This window comes from Rothia aeria, from assembly GCF_016726365.1.
Lineage (GTDB): Bacteria > Actinomycetota > Actinomycetes > Actinomycetales > Micrococcaceae > Rothia > Rothia aeria.
The window spans coordinates 2,281,434-2,301,602 of the sequence record NZ_CP068102.1 but is presented as its reverse complement, the minus strand read 5'-3'; the positions used below and the strand labels follow the sequence as shown (position 1 = coordinate 2,301,602).

The 20,169-nt window shown below is 59.4% G+C and carries 15 protein-coding genes; 6 read left to right on the top strand and 9 right to left on the bottom strand.

The annotated features are described in order from the left end of the window. The first annotated feature begins 72 nt into the window (after nt 1–72). A complete protein-coding gene (locus I6I94_RS10135) occupies nt 73–1,479 on the top strand; it encodes a zinc-dependent metalloprotease (RefSeq protein WP_037286219.1) in 1,407 nt (468 codons plus the stop codon). A 180-nt stretch (nt 1,480–1,659) separates the two neighbouring features. On the opposite strand, the gene I6I94_RS10130 is transcribed toward I6I94_RS10135, so the two are convergent. Both I6I94_RS10130 and I6I94_RS10125 read right to left on the bottom strand, forming a co-directional pair. Beyond that, a complete protein-coding gene (locus I6I94_RS10130; RefSeq protein WP_201620668.1) occupies nt 1,660–2,262 on the bottom strand; it encodes a M48 metallopeptidase family protein in 603 nt (200 codons plus the stop codon). Between the two features lie 37 nt (nt 2,263–2,299). Continuing rightward, nucleotides 2,300–4,297, bottom strand: coding sequence for an ATP-dependent helicase (locus I6I94_RS10125; protein WP_236588860.1), 1,998 nt, complete (start codon nt 4,295–4,297; stop codon nt 2,300–2,302). A 251-nt stretch (nt 4,298–4,548) separates the two neighbouring features. Between I6I94_RS10125 and I6I94_RS10120 the strand changes: the two genes are divergently transcribed. Beyond that, a complete protein-coding gene (locus I6I94_RS10120; RefSeq protein ID WP_128087959.1) occupies nt 4,549–5,529 on the top strand; it encodes a phosphotransferase in 981 nt (326 codons plus the stop codon). 30 nt (nt 5,530–5,559) lie between these two features. Here the strand turns inward: I6I94_RS10120 and I6I94_RS10115 are convergent, their stop codons facing one another. Then, the gene (locus tag I6I94_RS10115) at nt 5,560–9,933 is read right to left on the bottom strand and encodes an ATP-dependent helicase (RefSeq protein ID WP_201620667.1); all 4,374 of its coding nucleotides are present in this window, start codon (nt 9,931–9,933) and stop codon (nt 5,560–5,562) included. A gap of 31 nt (nt 9,934–9,964) precedes the next feature. Continuing rightward, on the bottom strand, nt 9,965–13,492 hold the full coding sequence (locus tag I6I94_RS10110; RefSeq protein WP_201620666.1) for a UrvD/REP family ATP-dependent DNA helicase: 3,528 nt from the start codon (nt 13,490–13,492) through the stop codon (nt 9,965–9,967). Between the two features lie 100 nt (nt 13,493–13,592). Here I6I94_RS10110 and I6I94_RS10105 point away from each other — a divergent pair, with 100 nt between their 5' ends. Together I6I94_RS10105 and I6I94_RS10100 are read left to right on the top strand one after the other, a co-directional pair. After that, nucleotides 13,593–14,288, top strand: a complete 696-nt coding sequence (locus I6I94_RS10105; RefSeq protein ID WP_023134073.1) for an exonuclease domain-containing protein — start codon at nt 13,593–13,595, stop codon at nt 14,286–14,288. A gap of 159 nt (nt 14,289–14,447) precedes the next feature. Beyond that, the gene (locus I6I94_RS10100; protein ID WP_126500280.1) at nt 14,448–15,809 is read left to right on the top strand and encodes a threonine/serine exporter family protein; all 1,362 of its coding nucleotides are present in this window, start codon (nt 14,448–14,450) and stop codon (nt 15,807–15,809) included. Nucleotides 15,810–15,898: 89 nt separating this feature from the next. Here I6I94_RS10100 and I6I94_RS10095 read toward each other — a convergent pair whose 3' ends face one another. The 3 genes from I6I94_RS10095 to I6I94_RS10085 all read right to left on the bottom strand — a co-directional run bounded on the left by I6I94_RS10095 (nt 15,899) and on the right by I6I94_RS10085 (nt 17,382). Continuing rightward, nucleotides 15,899–16,231 carry a hypothetical protein gene (locus tag I6I94_RS10095; RefSeq protein ID WP_128087961.1) on the bottom strand — a complete coding sequence of 111 codons (333 nt, stop codon included), beginning with the start codon at nt 16,229–16,231 and terminating at the stop codon, nt 15,899–15,901. 105 nt (nt 16,232–16,336) lie between these two features. Next, nucleotides 16,337–16,780 carry a hypothetical protein gene (locus I6I94_RS10090; RefSeq protein WP_201620665.1) on the bottom strand — a complete coding sequence of 148 codons (444 nt, stop codon included), beginning with the start codon at nt 16,778–16,780 and terminating at the stop codon, nt 16,337–16,339. A 5-nt stretch (nt 16,781–16,785) separates the two neighbouring features. Further along, the gene (locus I6I94_RS10085; RefSeq protein WP_232018535.1) at nt 16,786–17,382 is read right to left on the bottom strand and encodes an SMI1/KNR4 family protein; all 597 of its coding nucleotides are present in this window, start codon (nt 17,380–17,382) and stop codon (nt 16,786–16,788) included. Nucleotides 17,383–17,642: 260 nt separating this feature from the next. Between I6I94_RS10085 and I6I94_RS10080 the strand changes: the two genes are divergently transcribed. Next, nucleotides 17,643–17,921: a hypothetical protein gene (locus tag I6I94_RS10080; RefSeq protein WP_128087962.1), complete on the top strand. Its 279-nt coding sequence runs from the start codon at nt 17,643–17,645 to the stop codon at nt 17,919–17,921. Between the two features lie 205 nt (nt 17,922–18,126). Here I6I94_RS10080 and I6I94_RS10075 read toward each other — a convergent pair whose 3' ends face one another. Beyond that, the gene (locus I6I94_RS10075; RefSeq protein ID WP_126853156.1) at nt 18,127–18,552 is read right to left on the bottom strand and encodes a hypothetical protein; all 426 of its coding nucleotides are present in this window, start codon (nt 18,550–18,552) and stop codon (nt 18,127–18,129) included. A 148-nt stretch (nt 18,553–18,700) separates the two neighbouring features. Here I6I94_RS10075 and I6I94_RS10070 point away from each other — a divergent pair, with 148 nt between their 5' ends. Continuing rightward, entirely contained in the window at nt 18,701–19,333 is a 633-nt protein-coding gene (locus I6I94_RS10070) for a hypothetical protein (RefSeq protein WP_201620664.1), read from the top strand. Nucleotides 19,334–19,425: 92 nt separating this feature from the next. On the opposite strand, the gene I6I94_RS10065 is transcribed toward I6I94_RS10070, so the two are convergent. Next, nucleotides 19,426–20,142, bottom strand: a complete 717-nt coding sequence (locus I6I94_RS10065; protein ID WP_201620663.1) for a hypothetical protein — start codon at nt 20,140–20,142, stop codon at nt 19,426–19,428. Between the last annotated feature and the right edge of the window lie 27 nt (nt 20,143–20,169).

Below are 20,169 nucleotides of genomic sequence, written 5' to 3'. Positions count from 1 at the left end.
TCAAACGGTACCCTTGTGTGCGTGGGGTTTCTCTATGCCCGCGCACTGTACGATGGTACGAAGGGATACACAATGACTAATTCTCCAAACAATAACAACCCCGGCAACGGTGACTCGGGTGACGGCCGCGACCCCCTCGAAGACTTCCTCAAAAAAATGCAGGAATCAGGTTTCGACCCCAGCGATAACAACAACCCGCTGGGGGCATCGTCATTGAACCCTGAAGACCTGAAAAACATGGGTCTGCCCTTTGACCCTTCCATGATGCAAGGCATCCTGGAACAGATGAACACCATGTTCTCGATTAACGCCACCCCCGGCAGCACCCCGGAACAGGGCGTGAACTGGACAGGGGTCAAAGACCAAGCCCGCCGCATGATCGCCGCCGACTCAGACCCCTCAATCGCCGAAAACCTGAAACAGGCCGCCGCCGACGCCGCACACCTAGCCGACTTGTGGCTCGACTCAGTAACAGTTTTTGAACGGCACAATATTCCGGTGGAGGCGTGGTCAAAAGCCGAATGGCTGGATGCTTCCTTCAACTCGTGGCGTGAAATGGTTGAGCCAGTCGCCGCAGAGGTCACCCAGGCCATGGTGCTGCCCGGGACCGATAACGTACCCGAAGAGCTCTCCCAGCTGCTGGGCAACAGCGGCTTTTTGAACAACCTCGGTTCAACATTCTTCGGTATTCAGATGGCCCAGGCCCTCGCCTCCCTCGCCAAAGAGGTGTACTCCTCAACCGATATTGGGTTCCCGTTGGCCCCCGGGCGTACCGCCCTGCTGCCGAACGGGTTTAAAACCCTCGGCGACGAGATTGAGGTTCCCGCACAGGAAGTTCTGCTGTACCTGGCCGTGCGCGAATCCGCGCTGATTCGCCTGCACCGCACCAACCCGTGGCTGCGTGAAGACATTATGGCGCTGGTGAGCCGCTACGCCCGCGGCATCCGCGTGGACATGAACCGGATCCAGGATGCCGCCTCCCAGGTGAACATGCACGACCCCGAAGCCGTACAGGAGGCCTTTGAAGGCGGCATGTTCAACCCGCAGCGCACCGAAGACCAGGAGCTTGCGGTTGAACGTCTGGAAGCTTTGTTGGCCCTCATTGAAGGGTGGGTCTCATTCGTTGCAGATCAGGCCACCCAGAACCTGCCCAAGGCGCCGCAAATCGCCGAGACTTTCGCGCGCCGCCGCGTTGAGGGCGGCCCCAGCGAGCAAGTATTTGAAACCCTCGTGGGGCTTGAGATTCGCCCCCGCATGGTGCGGGAAGCCACCGCATTCTGGCGTGACTACGACGAGAAGCACGGGTATGAGGCGCGCGACAACCTGTGGCTGGCGCCCGAAACCCTCCCCACCGCCAAAGAACTGGAAAACTTCAAAAAATACGAAGACCGTGTCTCTGAACAGCTCTCGTTCGACGACGTCGATTTCGACTCGGAGCTCAAGAAACTGCTCGACGGCGGGTACGACGACAATAAATAAAAAACCTTTTCATCATCCGCACGAGGCGGCGTTCCACACGGGAGAATCATATCTGCCGACACGGACGCCGCCTCGTGCAGATCCTTAACCCAATATTGCAACCCAATATTGCGCACCGATACAAAGCACCGTTGAGACGCCCAGCGGTCAGATACCCGCATCATCCAACCGTTCAGCACCCTATGGCTGGTCTTCGGGTCGGCGCTCATGAGCCTCCTGCGTGCGGGCAAACTCAATACCAGCCAAAAACGCCTGCGCCTGCGCGAGGCGTGGGAGACGATCCTGCAGCCTGTGAAACTGCGCATTATGGTGCAGCACCACAAAATGGCACAGCTCGTGGTACAGCACAGCATCAACCACATACTCCGGGGCGCCGGTGAGCGCATCAGAAATACGGATGCGCCCCGCCCCCGGGGTGGCAGAACCCCAGCGGGTACGCTGGTTCGACACCCACCGGATCGACTCAGGCACCTTACCGGAAAGCTCCGGCAGATACTGCTCCACCAAGTACTGGGCCCGCGAAAGAAGATACTCATCCGAAGCGAAATGACGGCGTTTACCCTGCGCGCGCTGGCGGGTACGCTGCACCCGCGGCAGCAGATCCGCCAGATAGCCCCGAATCTGCTCATCCGTGCTGATATCAGGCACCAGCAGCCGAATACTGCCGTCATCGGCAGGTTGAGCCGTCACCGTGCGCCGCCGCCGGGCAGAACGCACCACCTCAACACGCGGGTGCTCCTCCGTAGCCGGAATAACCTCAGAAACAGGATGACGGGGCGTCATGGCTCCTCCCACACAACTCAGCCGCAGCGAGCGGTCACTAAGGCAAATACGGCGCCCGACGAGGACGACGTTTAGGGTCAATATCGTCCAGGAACCGGGACCGTTTACGGTTTCCCCGCCCACCCGCGGTACGCGAAAGAGACCAGCTCAAACACAGGTGCTTACGCGCACGGGTAATACCCACATACAGCAGGCGGCGCTCCTCATCCACCTCATCGCTAGTCTGCGCATACGAAATCGGCATAAGCCCCTCATTCAGCCCGCACAGGAACACCGCATCCCATTCCAGGCCCTTAGCAGAATGCAAAGACGCAAGAGTCACCCCATCCATAACGGGAGCATCCTGCGTGGCGATACGGTGCGCGAGCGCCTCCACCACCTCACGCATACTCAGCGGAGACAACCCCTGCTCAGCGGGTGCTTGTGCAGCAATCTGCTCTTGGCGCTCGGCGTGTAAAGCATCAACCATAGACACCAGCGCCGCCAACGACTCCCACTTCTGCCGCACCGCACCCCCGGAGGTCGGGGCCTTCTCGGAATACCCCAGGGAAGAGAGCACATCCCGCACTAGGGACGGCGCATGCTCGCTGCCGTCCGTGCCCTTAGCGGAGCCGCGCAACGCCAATACGGCCTGCTTCACCTCGGGGCGTTCAAAAAACTGTTCCGCACCGCGCAGCTGATACGGGACACCCGCCGCGCTCAGGGCCGACTCGATCACCGCCGACTGTGCGTTCGTGCGGAACAGCACCGCGATCTCGCTGGCGGGCAGACCGTCCTTGTTCATTAAATCCAGGATGTCCTCGGCGATACCCTGCGCTTGAGCCTCATCATCGGCGTACTCAAACCACTCGCATTCCACCCCAGCCCCACGCTGAGACACCAGACGCAGCGGCGGTGCCCACGAAAACTCCGTAGAGTCCTTACCCGGGCGGCGGGCCTCCAGAAGCCGGTTCGCCAGCTCCACCACCTGCGTATGCGAACGGTAATCCCGTACCAGGTTCACCGTCTGCGCCCCCCGGTAGCGGCGCGGGAACTCCAGCAGGTGGCGGCTCGTGGCGCCCGTGAACGAATAAATGGTCTGGGAGGCGTCCCCCACCACGCAAATATCGGTGCGTTCGCCCAGCCACGCATCCAACAGGCGCTGCTGAAGCGGTGAAACGTCCTGATACTCATCCACCACAAAGTGACGGTACTGTTGGCGGATAGTCGCCGCCAGCGCCTCATCCTCCTCAATGATGCCCACAGTCAGCAGCAGAATATCCTCAAAGTCGATCACGTTCCGTTCGTCTTTGAGCTCTTCGTAGGCGCGAAATAGCCGCACCATATTCTGTGCCGTGAGTTCAGCTGGCAGGGCCCGCTCCCCCAGTCGCGCCGCAAGCGTATCGGGGGTGAGCATCGAAACTTTCGCCCACTCAATTTCGGCGGCAATATCGCGCAGCAGCGCCCGGTCAGTGGTGATACGCAACCGGTTTGCCGCCTCGGTCAGCAGCGGAGCCTTATGACCCACAATCTGTGGGAAGGTACCCCCCACCGCCTGCGGCCAGAAATACCGCAGCTGCCGCAAAGCCGCCGAATGGAAAGTGCGGGTCTGCACACCCGCCGCCCCCAAAGACCGCAAACGCAGACGCATCTCTTCAGCGGCACGCGTGGTAAACGTCAAAGCCATCACCCGCTGCGGCACATACCGGCCAATAGCGATACCGTAGGCGATACGGTGCGTGATGGCGCGGGTCTTGCCCGTACCGGCGCCCGCCAGCACGCGCATCGGGCCGTCAAGCTCCGTCACCACACGCCGCTGATCCGCGTCCAAACCGGTGAGAATGTCCTCGGCTGAGAGCACAGCGGGAGCTGAGGGGGACCCCTGCTCGGCCGGGGCGGGGCGGGGTGCCTCACCCGCTGCAGCGCCAGCACCCCGAACGGGGCCGGGCACCCCAGCGGTACGGCGAGAGGGTGACGGCACATCAAACATGGAGGGGGTTTGCGCACCACCTGATGACGAGCCGCGTGAGCCCCCTCTGCTTTTTCCCCCGCCCATACAGGTGCCCCTTCTCCTTTATCGCCCACACCGGGTGCGCCAGCACGAAAGTAGTTACGGTGCGTGCCCCGCAGCCGAAATACCCGCCGCGCGGACACGAAACATCCACGGTTCCCCATTGTATCCCGCGCACAGTACGACCGGTTAGAAACCCGCTGCCGACTCGCTCGCGGCGAAGCGCAAACCCCAAGAACACGGGGCGCGCCCCACGCAGATACCGTATTCGTCCCGATATTAGGTAACCTTAAAGAGTGACTTTATCTCCTCTTCAGTTAGCGGCCATCGTTTCGGCGGGCGTGCCGGGTATTTACCCTGTCGCCACCGCGGCTGCCCCCGAAGAATCCGCAGAATACGATACGGCGGTCATCACAGACTCCGCCGACCGCAACTGGCGTGTGCGTGCACCCCGCAACCACGACGCCAGTATGCGCCTAGAAGCAGAGCATCAGGTGCTCCGTTCCTTCACCCACGGGCTGCGCGCCCGCCTGCCGTTTACCGTACCCACCATCGCCGGAACCGTACCGTACAACGGTATGAGCGTATTCGTGTACACCTACGTTCCCGGCACCCACCGCGACCTTGATGAACTAGCTCGTATTAACCGTGCCAACAACAGCACCCTCGCCACCGACCTGGGCAGGCTCATCGCCACACTGCACGTGATGCCTGAAGATATCATGATCGAATCAGACCTGCCCGTCTACTCCTCCCAGAACCTGCGCAGGCGTAAACTTTCCGAACTGGACAGGGCAGCCTCCACCCGCAAAGTACCGGCCGAACTGGTGGCGCACTGGCGTGCTTTCCTAGAACCCGGGCCTATTTGGGACTTCCGCACCCGCGTGGTGCACGGTAAGCTCGGCACCGAAACCATCAGCATCCACAACGGTACGGTGGCCGAAGTGAGCGGCTGGTCAGAAGTGCATGTGGGCGACCCCGCCCAAGACCTCTCCTGGCTTTTTGCCTGCTCCGACACCGCCTTCACAGATGAAGTGGTGCGGGTCTACTCCTCACAGATGCCGCAGATGCCCGACCAGCACCTGGTAGAACGCGCCGAATTCTACGCCGAGTTCGCTCTGGCCCAGTGGCTCACCCACGCTGTGGAATACGGGGACGCGCAAATGATCGCCCACGGCGAGCAGATGCTGCAGGCGGTCTGCGAGAACCTGCGTGACTCCGGGGACATGCTCGGGCAGAACCAGCCGCTGCCGGAGCGGGCCGAAGGGCTGGAATAGCCCCGGTGTCTCGCGCGGGCGCTGGGTCGGCTAAGGCTCCCAATCCCAGCGGGTAATGATGCGCTCCAGCTGCGCCTCAGACTGCAGCCCGCCCGCAATATCGGAATCCCACACCGTCTGGTCAGACCCAACATAGTAGAACGCCGCCCGCACATCCGCAGGGTCAACGCACTGAATCTTGGCAAACGCCAGCCGGTACAGCGCCAGCTGGATACGCTTATACCGCATCTGCTTGGCGGTGGGTTTACGGCCGGTCTTCCAATCCACCAGCTCCCAGCGTTCCCGCTGCCCCTGCTCGGTGCGCTCAACCGTGCGGAACACCGCATCAATACGTCCGCGCACACTCACCCCGGCCACATGCGTCTCAACCGGGTATTCGGCCCGCCAGATGGTGCGGTTCGCCCACTCACTCGCCAGGAACGTCTTACGCAGCGCATCAAGGCTGAGGGTGGTGTCAGTCTCGTCATCGGTGTAGAGCTCGTCGTCAAGATCCAGCATGGGGTCGGCACCGAAATGGTTCTCAACCCACTCGTGGAAGAACGTCCCGGCGCGCGCCGCCGCTGAAGGCTGAACCGGCACCGGGCGCACCATCCGCGCCCGCGCCTGCTGTGGGTTCTCGGCCAGTGACATCAGCTCGGAGGCCGACAGGTGCTCCGGTTTCGACGGGGCGGCGGGAGTGACCGCGCGCCGTGCCAACGCCAGCAGCAGCTCAACCTCCTGCTCCCAATCCTGAATTTCCTGCCGGGTGTGAGCATCGGCCTGTGGGGCGTTAGCACCCGGGGCAAGCTCAATACCGCCGCGGGCCACATTCAGGGCGGCACGCTCCACCCGAGCACGGCGGTCACCGGGGACGCTCACCTGCTGGGGGCGGTTCACGGCAGGGCCTTGCTGCTGTTCCGAAAGTTCCGCAGGGTGCGCATCGTCCGACTGCGCCCCGTAGCGCAGCTGTGCGCGCATCCCCTCGGTGAGAGCCTCATCAGATTCCCAGCGCCACACGGCGGGCCCGTCCAGAGGGTCGAAAGGCCACAAGGCCGTCAGCACGCTCCCCTGCTGGGGGTTCTGATCCGCCCAAGCGGCCGGGGTGAGCAGGCGCTGCACAATCTGCGGGCGCACCCCCGAACGCGCCGGACGCTGATGCGCAGAAATTTTCATCAGCTCCTCACGGGCGAACACGAACTCGGCATCGGCGGTTTTACTCTTTGACTGTGCCGGTGCCCCGCCCTCACCGCCGCCGGGGGTATCACGGTCAAACGCCGCGAACTCGGCGGTGACATCAGCATCGGGGTGCGCCGCACGGTACACCCGGTGCACCGGCGGCAGCCGCAGAATACGCGCATTCTCAATGGGATCCGCCCCATCCGCTGAGAGGGCACGGGCAACGTTCGCGCAGGTGCTGGCTATGGCCGCATCCCGCGCGGGGCCATCCTGCGGGTCAGCAACGGGGGCGACGGAAGGCACCGGGGTGCCGTTGAGCAGCACCGCCCCCTGCGGAACCGTATACCCCCAATCCCTCATTTCACGCCCGAACACCGCATCAATACTGGGGTCCGTCTCGCGGGCAGCCGACGGGACATAGTACCCCGTCCCCAAGTACCCGGGGTACAGCCACGGCGCATGCTGAATCCCCTCATAGGGGGGCTGCGCGTCCCCCTGGGAGAACTGCACCAGCTCATTCCAGTAGGTGCTTGTTTTCACCGGCTTAACATGGGCCCCCGTCCACCGGCAGGTGGTAATGTACAGCAGGGACCGGGCGCGAGTCATGGCAACATAAATCAGGCGGCGCGCCTCAGCACCCGCATAATCATGCACCATGTCTTCGCCCTCTTCGACCGCCAGGTTCAGCTCACTAAAGGTTTCCAAGGCCGTGATTTCTTCGGGGCGCTCCAACGCCGGCGGCAGATAATCCTTATCGCCACGCAGCGGCCACGGCAAAACACCCGGTTCAAGACGCTGCCACATGCGGTGACGCTCGGCGCGGGCATCGCTCAGGCGCGGCAGGTACACCTGATCCCACTCCAGCCCCTTTGAGGCGTGCATCGTAAGAATCTGAACCGCATCCTGCCGCGGCTCTTCCACGGCCGGGGCCAGGCCGTTCTCGTGCTCAGCCGCCTCCTCAAGCCACGCCAAGAACCCCGTAAGGTAGCTGATGCCGCTGGCAGATAACACAAACCGGCGGGCGGTGGGGGCGTCCTCCTCGGCGGCGGTACCATCCGCCCCGGCATAGATCATGGCGTTAATACGCGGGGAAGTCGCCGCATAGTTGGCGGCCACATCGTGAAAAGCATCAAGATGCACCCGGGATGTATAACTATCCGAGCCTTCATGGGATGCCAGCTCAATGTCGAGCATCATGACCCGCTCAATCTCGTACAGCAGAGTCCCCAAATCCTCAGTGGTGAACTGCCGCAAATACTCCAGCTCAGCCGCAAACGCCCGCAGACGCGCCAGCCCCTCAACACTCAGACGGCGGCGGTGCGGTGAATAATCCGGCGGGTAGATCGGGTGCCCCTGCTCGTTAGCCTCCGGCAGGTGCTCTATCGCCTCAATCAACGACCCGTACTCGCTGAGGTCTTCCACAGCGAACTTACGGGCCTGCTCAAAGCTCTGCTGCGCCCGGCGCAGCTGCTCATCAGAAGTGCCGGGGGTCTCCTGCCCCGGCTGCTGGGCATCGGCCCCGCTCACGTACCCGCGCTCCCGGACACGGGTGAGCTCATTCGACCACTCCCCCAACGCCAACAAGTCTGCGGTACCCAGCCGCCACCGTGCCCCGGCCAGCAGACGCACCAGCGCATCCGACCGGTTAGGGTCAGCCAGCACACGGAGCATCGCCACCATATCAATCACCTCGGGGCGTTCCAGAAGCCCGCCCAAGCCAACCACCTGTGCGGGCACCCCCAGTGCCTCACACGCCTGCCGGATCGGTTCCATCTGGCTGCGGGTGCGGGTCAGCACCGCCATGGTGGGCATGCCGGTGGGGTTATCCCGGAACCGGGCACGTTCAGCGGCTATTTTCTCGGCAATACCGCGCGCCTCATCAGCGTCGGTGGCGTACCGGGCCAGCTGCACCGAACCGCGCATCGCCGCCTCACCAGACTCATCGGGGCGGGTAATGACCGAACGCGGCCGCAAATCCGGTACCTTAGGCGGCTGAGACGCCCGCACCCACCCCGGCATAGTTTTAAGGGGCTCAGCAATGAGGTTCGCGGCATCCAGAATCGCCGTATCGTTACGCCACGCAACGGTCAAATACAGGGGCGTCTCATCGGCGGTGGGGAAATACCGGTAAAAACTGAACAGCTGACCGTCAGATGCGCCGCGAAACCCATAAATTGACTGTTTAGGGTCGCCCACCGCCATCACCGGATGCTCCCCATACCCCGGGTGTTCCCCCTCAGCAGCACGTGTGCCGAATAAATCTGAGAAAAGCTGCAGCTGGGCGTGGGAGGTATCCTGAAACTCGTCCAGAAGCACCACCTTATACCGTTCCCTCTCCAGCTGCACCGCCTGAGGAACGTCCCGGGCGATACGGGCCGCTAAAGCAATCAGATCCCCGTAATCAAGCACCTGCATGCGTGCCTTCACCCGCGCGTACCGCTGCACCATGCGCGCCAAAATAATCTTTGTCTGCAGCTGGCGCAGGGTATCGTTCGCGGTTTTTCGCGGCCCGGGGGTGCTCAACGACTCGTATGCGGCAATCTGGGCGGTGCAGAACTCGATCACTGTCTGCGGGGCCACCAGATGCTCGGCGCACTCGCCAGCTAATTTCAGCACCTGCTTCACCAGATAAGTCTTTGACGCCGCCTCGCCTTTACCCCCCTGCGGAAGCTCGCCGTCCCAATACTGCACTATCTGCGCCACCAGCTGCCACGCCTGTGCGTCCCCCAGCATCTGCGCATCCTGCTCAATACCCAGGCGCAGCCCGTAGTCTTTCACCAGCGTATTCGCGTACGAATGGTAGGTGGATACCGTGGGTTCTGATGCCCCCTCCAGCAGCTCCTGCTCGGTGAGGTCTATGAGCTTTCGCTCACGCAGAATATTCAGGCGAGTCCGCATACGCTCACGCAGCTCACCTGCGGCCTTGCGGGTGAAGGTCACACCCAGCACTTCATCGGCGCGCACAAACCCGTTGGCCACCAGCCACACCACCCGGTCCACCATGGTGGCGGTCTTACCGGATCCCGCGCCAGCAATCACCAGACGCGCCTGCAGCGGGGATTCGATAATGCGAATCTGCTCATCGGTGGGCGGGTTTAGCCCCAGTTCCCGCGCGATCTCAAGGGCGCTGAGGATGCGCCTGCCCCCGTGGGAAGGCTCCCCGGCGGTACCCTGCCCGACCCCCGGCAGGTGCTCATCACTCTGCAGCGTATCTGCGGGCGTGTGGGTTTCGGTGTGGTTATTGTTCATGCTCTGTTCTCTCACTTGGTACGCGCCCTACCTATCCCTGTGTAACCTGCCTGCCCTGCGGGCACAGCGGGCAGATTTCGGGTAGCCTGCATTTCTCGCCCGGGCGGTGCCGCGCCTGTATGAGGGCCCCGGCAATCAGCTCGGCGGCGCACCGGATCAGCTCAACAGCCCACTCATCGGAGTCAGGGTCAAGTGGGGGCTGTTCTTGCGGGCGGTTCTTGGCGGTTGGGGCGGTGCCGTCGCCCAGCTGTACGAGCGCCGCCCCAGCCGAACGGCGCCCCATAGCACGGTACACGTTATCGTCACTGCCACCGGGTGTACCGCCGGGGTGTGCGGCCGGTTCCGTTCCCAGTTCGCGGCTCATCGTGTCCCCCGCCCCGGCCTCAACCGCAACCTGGTAGGCGGCCAGCTGGGCGTGCTGGGCAATATCGGCTTTTGCGGGTTTGGTGCGCCCGGTTTTCAGGTCAACAATCATGTACCGTCCGTCCTCGGTGACCTCCAGCCGGTCTACCCGCCCCGAAATTTGGGCGTCGAGCTTCTCCCCGGGAACACGCACTTTAAAAGCACCCTCAACCCCCACCAAGGTGCGCCCGTCTCCGGGCATAATTTCCTTAAAATACACGGCCAGTTTCTGAATCATTTTCTCGGCGCGGCGGCGGGTTTCCTCCCCCTCCCACGTCTCGGGCAGCGCCAGGGTGATCAGACGCTCCTGAAGGACGGCACTGAGTGTCGCATAGTCAGCGGCGGGGTACTCCTCGGCGATAGCGTGGATGAGCGTGCCCAGCGACCGTGATGTGTCTGTTTGCGCCTCGGCCCGGGCGGCCGCCACAAACCAGTCAAGCGGCGACTTGTGGATCGTCTCAAGACGTGACGGTGAGATGGGGACCGTCAGCTTCTCGGGTTCTTGCCCTTGCCGCCGTCGCGGCGTGAACGCTGGCTCCTGAGTTGACAGCGGCAGCAGCCCCCACCACTGGCGCGGGTGGGCGCCGGGCACCTGCGCGTCGGCGAGGCGGTGCAGCTGGGCGGCGGCCGCGTGCGCAAGCGCCGGGTTATGCTCTTCAACGGTGGCGTTGCGGCGCAGCTGGGCCACGAGCGCGCGCAGGGTCATGGGGCGCCGCACCCGGGTCACCTCCCCGGCACGCACTTCGGGTACCAGGATGTCGAAGAATTCGCTGGGCGCCTCATCGGTGGATGAGACGGCGGTCAGCACGAGGCGCTTACGGGCGCGGCTAATGGCCGTGGCGAACATGCGCAGCTCGTCGTGGCGCACAGCCCGGATGCGATCCGCCATCCGCACTTTCTGCGCCGCCTCAACCCCCATTTCGCAGATGTCGCTTAGCTCGCCGGTGTTCAGGAGCGAGCCGCGCACTTTCGTATTAGGCCAGGTTCCTTCTTGGATACCGCACACGTACACGGTGTCCCACTGCCGCCCAGCGGCGAGGGCCGGGGTGAGGATTTCCACGGCGTCGTAGCGTTTCCCGCGGGCAGCGAGGGTATCCATGGGGAGGTCTTGGGCGTCAATGTAGTCAAGGAACTGTTCTGCGGATGAGCCGGGCATCTGGTCCACGAACCGGGTGGCGGCCTCGAAAAGCCCGATCATGGCGTCAAGGTTGCGGTGCGCCCGCTCGGCTTCGGGCCCGGTTGCGGCGCTGCTGTTCACCCAGGTTTTTTCTAGCCCGCTGGCCTGCCACAGGGCCCACAGCACGGTCTCGGCGTTAGCGCCCGGGGCGTTGAGCGCCTGCTGGCCCGCCGCGAGCACCCGGGAGACGCGGCGGATAGCGGTGCCCACCCCGTAGTCCGGCAGAGCTTCGGGGTTCAGCAGCGCCCCTAAGAGCAGGTCGTCGCTGGAGCGGCGCCCACCGGCACGCAGTTCGGCGGCGCGCAGCTGCTGGCGCAGGCGGCGCACATCCATACTGGAGGCGCCCCCCAGCCGGGAGGTGAGCAAGGTGATAGCGTTGTGCGCACCGGAGGCGGGGTTCGTGCGGTTTTCTTCGGCCAGCACATCTTCAAGGCTTCGCCGGGCGAGTTTGGCCTCGTCCTCTTCTGCCGTGGTGTGGGAGGCGTTGGCAATTGTTTCTGCGGTGAGCGGCTCCTCCCCGTCCGATAAGGTTTCCGTCCCGGAAGGTGACGCATAATTATCCGGCAAATGCAGTTGTTCGGCGCCGCGTTCACGGGCGTACATGAGCAGGGAAAGCGCATCCAGAAACGGCCGTACCGCCGGTTCATCACGCACCGGTGTGAGCGCCGCACCGGTGACGGTGGGAATACCCGAGGCCGCCAGTACCCGGCGGATATTGGCCACCCGGGAGCCATCACGCACCACAATCGCTGACCGCGCGTAGGCGGCACCCCGGTACAGGTAGTCCTCAAGCAGCAGCTGCGCCACCTGGTTCACCTCATCCTGCGGGGAGAGGAGCATGTACCCGAAGACCCCTTCGGGTGGTGTGCTGTAGCGGCGCGGGTCGAGCAGGTCACCTTCGTCGCTGAGCTGCAATAGCGCCTGTTCTTGTGCCTCGGCGGCGGGGGCACGCAGCTCACGCACGGTTTTAGCCCCGGTGATAACGGGCAGGCGGCGGGCCAGCTCACCCCACGCGGCGGCAATGCCGGGACCCATCCGGTACGAGGTGTTTAGGTATTCCGTCTCTAACGCGGGGAATGACTCTCCAAGTGTCCTGGCTAAATCCGGCCGTGCCCCGCGGAAACCCTGCACCACGGTCTCGGTGCAGCAGGTCATCAGTATGCGCCGCGTGAGGTTCTGCCCGGTTCCTGCGGTGAGCGCAGCAGCCACTTCCTCACGCGCCTGCCCCCGGTACGAGCTCAGGGCCGCCTGCGGGTTCTGGGCGCACAGAATATTCAGCAGCCGGTAGGTGGCGGGGCTGAGCTCCTGCACGTCATCAATAAGGATCAGGTCGAACCGTTCCCGTTCGGCGCTTAGCCAGTCGGGGTTTGCGAATAGAAAGTTGCAGGCTTCGTGGATGAGCGCCGCCGGGTCGTAGGCGTGCGGGGCGCGCAGACGGCGGATCTGCCGGTATTCGGTGTGCAGGGCTGCCACCGACTGCCAGGCGGGCCTGTTCAGCTGTTCGGCGAGCTCCTGAACCCTCTCAACGCTCACATCGTACTCAGCCATGCGGTCAAAAAAGTCGCGTATTTCGTGCCTGAAACCGCGCGTTCCTAGGGCCTCTTGCAGGTCTGCGGGCCAGCGCACCCCCGCACCTGCGCCTTCACGGTGACCGCCCAGGATCTCGCCAATCATCACATCCTGCTCGGGCCCCGACAGTAGTTTGGGGCTGTACTGCACCCCGGGCAGACTCCCCAGGGTGTGGGCACGGCGGAGCAGGTCGAAGGCGTAGGCCGCCCACGCACGGGTGGGTGCGGTAGACATGCTCGTGGTGATACGGCGCGCCAACCCGTCACGGATGCGGGTTGCGCCGGTACGGGTGGGGGCAAGCACCAGTAGCCGCGCCGGGTCTCCCCCATTGGCAATGAATTCGGCGGCGGCTGCGATAATACGCTCGGTCTTGCCGGTTCCGGGTGCCCCGGTGATGAGTTTTGCGGTCATGGTTCAAGTCTATCTGCCAGCTGGGGCGGCTGCTGCGTTATATGTCAGAGGGTGACGGTCCGGGCCGCGGCGGTGCAAAAACTCACGTATAGTCGAATTTATGAGCTGGATACACGGCCCCCGAGCCACTTTCGACCTTGAGACCACGGGCGTGGATGTTGAGACCGCGCGCATTGTGACCGCATCGTTACTGTTATTGAACCCTGACGGCTCGGTGCGCCGTGCCGGGGAGTGGCTGGCTGACCCGGGGGTTGAAATCCCTGAGGCTGCTGCGGCGGTGCACGGGGTTACTACAGAGTATGCGCGGGCGCACGGGCAGCCAGCGCAGCAGGTGGTGTGGGAGCTGGCGGGGGCTATCGGCTCGTTATTCCTTGACGGGGTTCCGGTGATCGCGTTTAATGCCGCCTACGATTTCTCGGTTCTGCACCATGAGATGAAACGGTACAGTATTGCCAACGGGGAGCTGCCCGGCGGGTGCATCCTTGACCCGTACATTATTCATAAGCACGTTATTCCGCGTAAGCGCGGCAACCGTAAGCTGGAGACGCTGGCCGTGGAGCACAAGGTGCAGCTGGATAATGCGCACACTTCCAAGGACGATGCCTTAGCCGCCGAACGGCTGCTGGTGAAACTCACCGAGAGGTTCCCTGCGGTGCTTGATGTGGATGCCGCTGCCCTGCACGAGCAGCAGGTGCAGTGGGCGGCGCAGCAGGCCGCCGATTTTCAGGCGTGGCTGCGCACAAAACCGGGTAAGGAGAACGAGGTGATTGACGGCCGGTGGCCGGTGCGCCGGTAGCCCTGGCTGCTGCGGGGCCGCCCGGTAAGTCAACGTAAGGCGTATTACGTGCGGCGGCGGGGTGTATCGCTACCTGCCGCGGCCTCTTTGGCCTATGCTAAAGAGGCCGGGTTTTATACCCGTACCCCACCCCGCAGATTCACTGGTTGAAGGCTTCAGATGGAACAGCACAACGATAAGGCGTATACCGATACCAACACGTACAGCATCTATTTAGGGTCGTCCAGGGAACAGCATAAGTTCATTGTGGCGCAGTCGCAGGTGGTGCTGCGGCTGGGTCGTATCCTCATGAAGTCGGGGGCGAGTGCCTACCGTATTAAGGCGTCAATGGCGCGCTTGGCGAAGGCGGTGGGCCTGGATGAGCACCACGCCCAGGTGACGTTCACTGAGATCGCCACCACCGCCTACGGGAACGGGAATTTTCGCACCGAGGTGGCCGAGCAGCGCACGATGGGCATTAACTCGCACAAGATTGATTTGCTGGGCAATTTCATTTCTGAACTGCCGGAGCGGATCACCCCGCAGGAGGCGAATGCCGAACTGGAACGCATTGATTCGATGCCGCACCTGTATAAACGGTGGATGCTTGCTCTGGCTTCGGCGGTGGCGTGCGCGGGGTTCGCGTTTTTGAACCGTGGCGGGCTGATTGAGTGTTCGGCGGTTTTTATTGCCGCCGGGTTGGGGCAGTTTTTGCGTTCCACCCTCATGAAGCGCGGGGTGAGCCATATGGCGATCTGGATGGCGTGCGGGTTCCTGTCGGCGGGCGCCTATATTGGGCTGATTAATCTGCTGACGGGGCTGCAGCTGATTGGTTCTGAACACATGGTGGGGTTCATTTCGTCGATACTGTTCCTGGTGCCGGGGTTCCCGATGGTCACGGGTATGCTGGATATTTCGCGGATGGATCTTCTGGCGGGTATGTCTCGGCTCATGTATGTGACGGTGCTTCTGGTGAGCGCATCGTTTGCCGTGTGGGTGTTGGCTTCCCTGTTTCATCTGCCGTTGGCGCAGAACGCCCGGCCAGACATCCCGGATGGTTTGTACCTGCTGTTGCAGGTGGTTTCTTCGGGGGTTGCTGCGGCGGGCTTTGCGATGCTGTTCGCGGCGTCCCCGGTGGCGTGCGTGTGGGGCGGGGTGATCGCAGCAGTGGCGAACCCTGCGCGTATTTGGCTGGTTGAGGCGGGCTGGACCTCCCATATGGCGGCCACCTTGGCGGTGTTCGCGGTGGGTATTATGGCGGAGCTTGTGGCGCCGCTGCACGGGCGGCAGTACTCTCGGATTTCGCTGTCGGTGCCTGCGGTGGTGACGATGGTTCCGGGTGTGCCGTTCTACCTGGCAATGTCGCATATGTCTTCCGGTGACTTGTATGCGGCGATGGGTGGTTTTGCCCAGTCGTTTCTGACGTTTTTGGCTTTGGGGCTGGGGCTGGCGTTTGTGCGGCTGCTGTTTGATAAGAACTGGCTAATCGACCACGACACGCAGGTACTAAAGAAGCTAAATATGAACCAGCACATGCGGTAGGAGGCAAAACATCTCCCAGCTCTCATAGGCGCAAGGTCGGTGGGGGCGATGAGGAGCCAATTAGCTGTATTTTACAATGCTAATTGTAACTACAGTAAATGGAGTACAGGCAGTTCAAGAATGTCTTTTACGGTTAGCTTACTAATATCTTTTTCAGCAAGAGATAATTTCCTGTTTTTCAATGACTTACTATCTTGGAAATAATACTCATATATTGCTGTATTTGTTTTATCATAAATGTACCCATAATATTCATCTTCTCCATTTTCGTCTTCAACAAAATTCATAAAGAATATTTTGTCGCTGTGAGGCAAAGATTCTTTTACAGATTTGAATAAATTAGGAACTTCCTGTGACACAAAATGAGTACATTCCAAAATACTTTCCAGCAGAACTTCATTAGTTAATTCTTGAGGCTCCATACCTAGCTCCTATCTTTTTTACTCTTCATAAATTTCCATATAATGGTTCCATATCAGGCGCAGCCGGGAAAATGGATAAGGATGCAGCATTCGTACCATTCCAGCTTATTGGTAAAGCTGCGTTCTTGTGCAGGGAATGCACGCGCTATCCTGTAAATTTAAAATAGGGTGTATCTCCTGAATTATAAATATATCATTTTTAGACAGCGATAGATTTATATGGGAATTTTCTCTCTTTGAAGTAAAATTCAAATAAGAATTTTCAATATAAATATCCAGTTTGTTATACCCTAACGCATCGGGGTTTAAAATCGAAACTTCATTAACTCTTACATTACTTGATGTTTTGACACAAAGGGCGTTAAAATCTTTTTCCCATTCCCCCCATTTTTTAACGGGAACCAATGGCTTTTGTTTTATAAAGAAATTGAATTCACTAGCACCATTTAAACTAATTAAAACTTCATTAATATAAATGGAGTTAAATACACCTTCAGGATAAAGCTTTTTTAAGAAAAAAGTATTTCCGAAATAATCTAAATTTAACATAGAAATTATTCTTCTACTAGAACCATGCGTTTAAAGCAGTCATACAAATTTTCCCCGATTAAATACATATTTTGCATTTTTACTTCTTCGGGCATGGTTTCCCCAAAATCATCACAGTAATCTTCTTCATCCCATTCGTTTCCATGGTACCAGTAATAAATTTTCCCTATTCTTTCCCCTTCTACGCACAGGCATATCCTATCTCCATAGTTATTTTCAGCGATAGGCAAAAAATTCATAGGAATCCTATTTTCCATTCTTTTTATAGCATTGCTCAATAAATAACCAGTTTGATATGAAGATCCTTCTCCGTAAAAACAACCAAATTCTCCATTTTTTATTACAACATTTTCTACTGGTGATTCACTGGGATAACAATAAATTGGCAGCCCATCGTTATACATAGTTAACTTGTAGAATATTTCATTCAGATATGTTTCTCCTCCGAAACATGTCAAATAGTCTAAATAATCAGAAAACTCTTTCTTATCTACATCTAGATATTTTGACATTATTTCTCGTGATAAAGGAGCGAAAGGTTTTGCTTCAACCCTTACGACTCCTCCCATGTTTTCTATTAAATTTTGCATTCTAGTACTCATAGTGTTTGCTCCAGTCAAAAGGCTCTTTATAGAGGGGGCGCACTTCACCCTGCACACGCACTATAAAGCAAAAGCCCCTTACTCTGCAAGCGAGTAGGATCGCGTGTCTACTAGTGAGGGCGTAGGGTGTTCTGAGTGTTTCGGGTCAAAATACTGTTGAGCGATATTAGTAAGGCGGTGAATTGTAATGGCGATGGGCCTGGTGGTACAGTGGTAAAGATATTTCAGGCCGTAATGGCATATTGGGTTACAATGGTGTAATGATGTGTCTTGTTTTTTGGGATAAAAAAATTATTGACGGCGTGCATAGAAAACTTTCTTCAAGAAATATTTTATATACACAACTCTATTTACCAGACCAAATCTGGTCTATAGTTTTGGAGTTCAGTACTCCACCAATAGAGCAAGGATACGAGTGTATCGCTAATGAAGTTTATTTTTTAGCTGATACTGCACCGCATTATTTACTGGTAGATGGTTTTAAATTTGACTTTTTGGATGGCCCAAGAAAAATAGGGGAATGTATTGTTGCTACGTAGCGGGGTGCACCAGTGCCCACCCATACGTCTCCCCCACTATTCGGAACATCCCGGAGGGCACCATGGAGGCTTTTGAGAATATTTTAGAGTGCTACACCCACAACAGCACCCTGGTGCTCAAGGGTTTCAGCGCAGAGTCTTCCGCATGGTTGGAGTATTTTTTCCGGGAACCGCGGGTCCGTGTTCTTACCGGGTAGTGTATGCTTTACCTGCTGCTGAGAGCTCGTTCCGCTTCTATTATGCGTTCCACATATGTTTCCAGCGGGAAATGAGAAAGAACCTGCGCCGGATGATTGTAAGGCTCGCACAGGGCTGTGAATGTGGTGCCGTCACGGAAGACGAGCAGAGTATCGCCGTCGAATATGTTGGTTCCTCTTGGCAGCAGGTCGTGAACTGTGCCGGTGTACTCCTCCAGGGGGTGTTTCTTCGCCTGCTCCCAGCGCAGTGTGGCGTGGGGGTCGCGGATGAGGCCGCGAATATTATGGGTGACCGTCTGCAGCCCCGCTGTTACCGTACCGCATAGGTCTTCAGCATTCTTATCGCCAAGAGTCATTCCCGCCAGATGAACGGTGAGGCTCGCAAAAACGTAACCTGCGCGCTGCTCTGTCGTGCTTTTAACCGCAATATTCATGGCCTGCCGTTTCGTTTACTTTTTATGACTATTCTCCCCTCTTCTCTCCCCCCTGCGGATGCTTTCATTCGGGGCGGCCATACCTTTAGGCAGGGTGCTTTCAGGGTTCTCCCAGTGAATCCTTCAGGTTCAGGAATACACTAAACCCATGAATTTATATTTTATTCGCGCTTTCTTACACCCCATACTGGTTCGGCATGCCGCGCAGGCACCCACTACCCCAGACGGTACGGTGCGGGTGCGCATGTACTGGATGCATGCGCTGCCGGGGTTCACCAGCATTTTTCTGGGGCTGCTGTTTATGGCGTTCGCTGTCCCTGCTTATCTTTCGTCCATCGGTCAACTGATTATAACCGTCCTGTTCGCGCTGTTGTTCTTTATTATGGGCGGCATTATCCTGCTGGCCTGGAAAAACGTGTACATTCAAACCGGTGTCGACTATGTTGAGCAGCGCCTGTGGGTGGGGGTGCCCGTGCGCATCCACTTTAATGAGATCGATTCCTTCTCATACAACCCCGGGAACACCCAGCTGACAATGAGCAGGGGGAAGCTCGGTGGGTGGCTCTCCCTCAAAACCACCGATAATAGGCGTATCGCGTTCCAGCCGAACTACTACCGGGGTGAGCGCACCATCGCAGCGATAGCGTTCCGGCTATATTATGGGCGCTGGCCCAGCCCCACTAACCCGCACGACCAGCAGATTCTCGTGAATACAATAGCTGACGGATCCAGCAAACAGTACCTGATCGAGAACTCTAAAGGAAGTGATCTGACCCTCTAAAAGCCACCGTTCAGACTGAACCTACACATATGTGCCGCGCCCCCTCAGGTGGGGGCGCGGCACATATATTTTATGGATTGATTGTGCGGGGGCTACAGGTCGGTGCGCCACCGGTGGGCGTGCAGATACCCGGCGACCCTATCCTTCGTGTAATCACTCAGCAGCCGCTCATCGTCATCGGCACCCGGCTGCGGCCACCGGCCCTGCACCCCCTGAAACATAATGCACTGCCCGGCATAGTGCGGCAGCGGTGTCCCCGCCACCCGGGTTGCAAACGCCACGTTGCCTTCCTTATCCATAACCTGCAGCTTATCCCGGTGTACAACACTGTAGCTATGCCACCGCCTCATGTGCAGATTCCTTCGGTCTTCCTCTACGCTTACCACATCACGGTACATGGGGTCGTAAATATAGCCGCCGATCTGCTCAAAAGCGATGATACGGGTACCGCCAAAGAAACCGCGAGCCGCCAAAGCATCAGGGAGCATCTCAACGTATGTGACCGTGATACCCCAAACCCCCAAAGCGTACGCAAGAAGAACCAGGCAGGTGCCGCCGCCCCACAGAATCAGCATCATTATCTGGTGTGAGCCCGCAGAAGACGATATAAGCACCGCCCCGGTAACAGCCACAGCGCAGCAGATAACCCCGCCGACCACGTCGAAGGCCACGAAAACCCACATCGGATACCGGCCCCGCCGTGGTGTCTGCGTCTTCTCTTGGGCGGCCCGCCGACGCACATAGCTCAGGTGCAGCGCCACAAAAATGGGTATTACACCCACTACCGCATAACTCAATAGAACACTCATGCTCCCTATCCCCTTCTCGTTTAACGC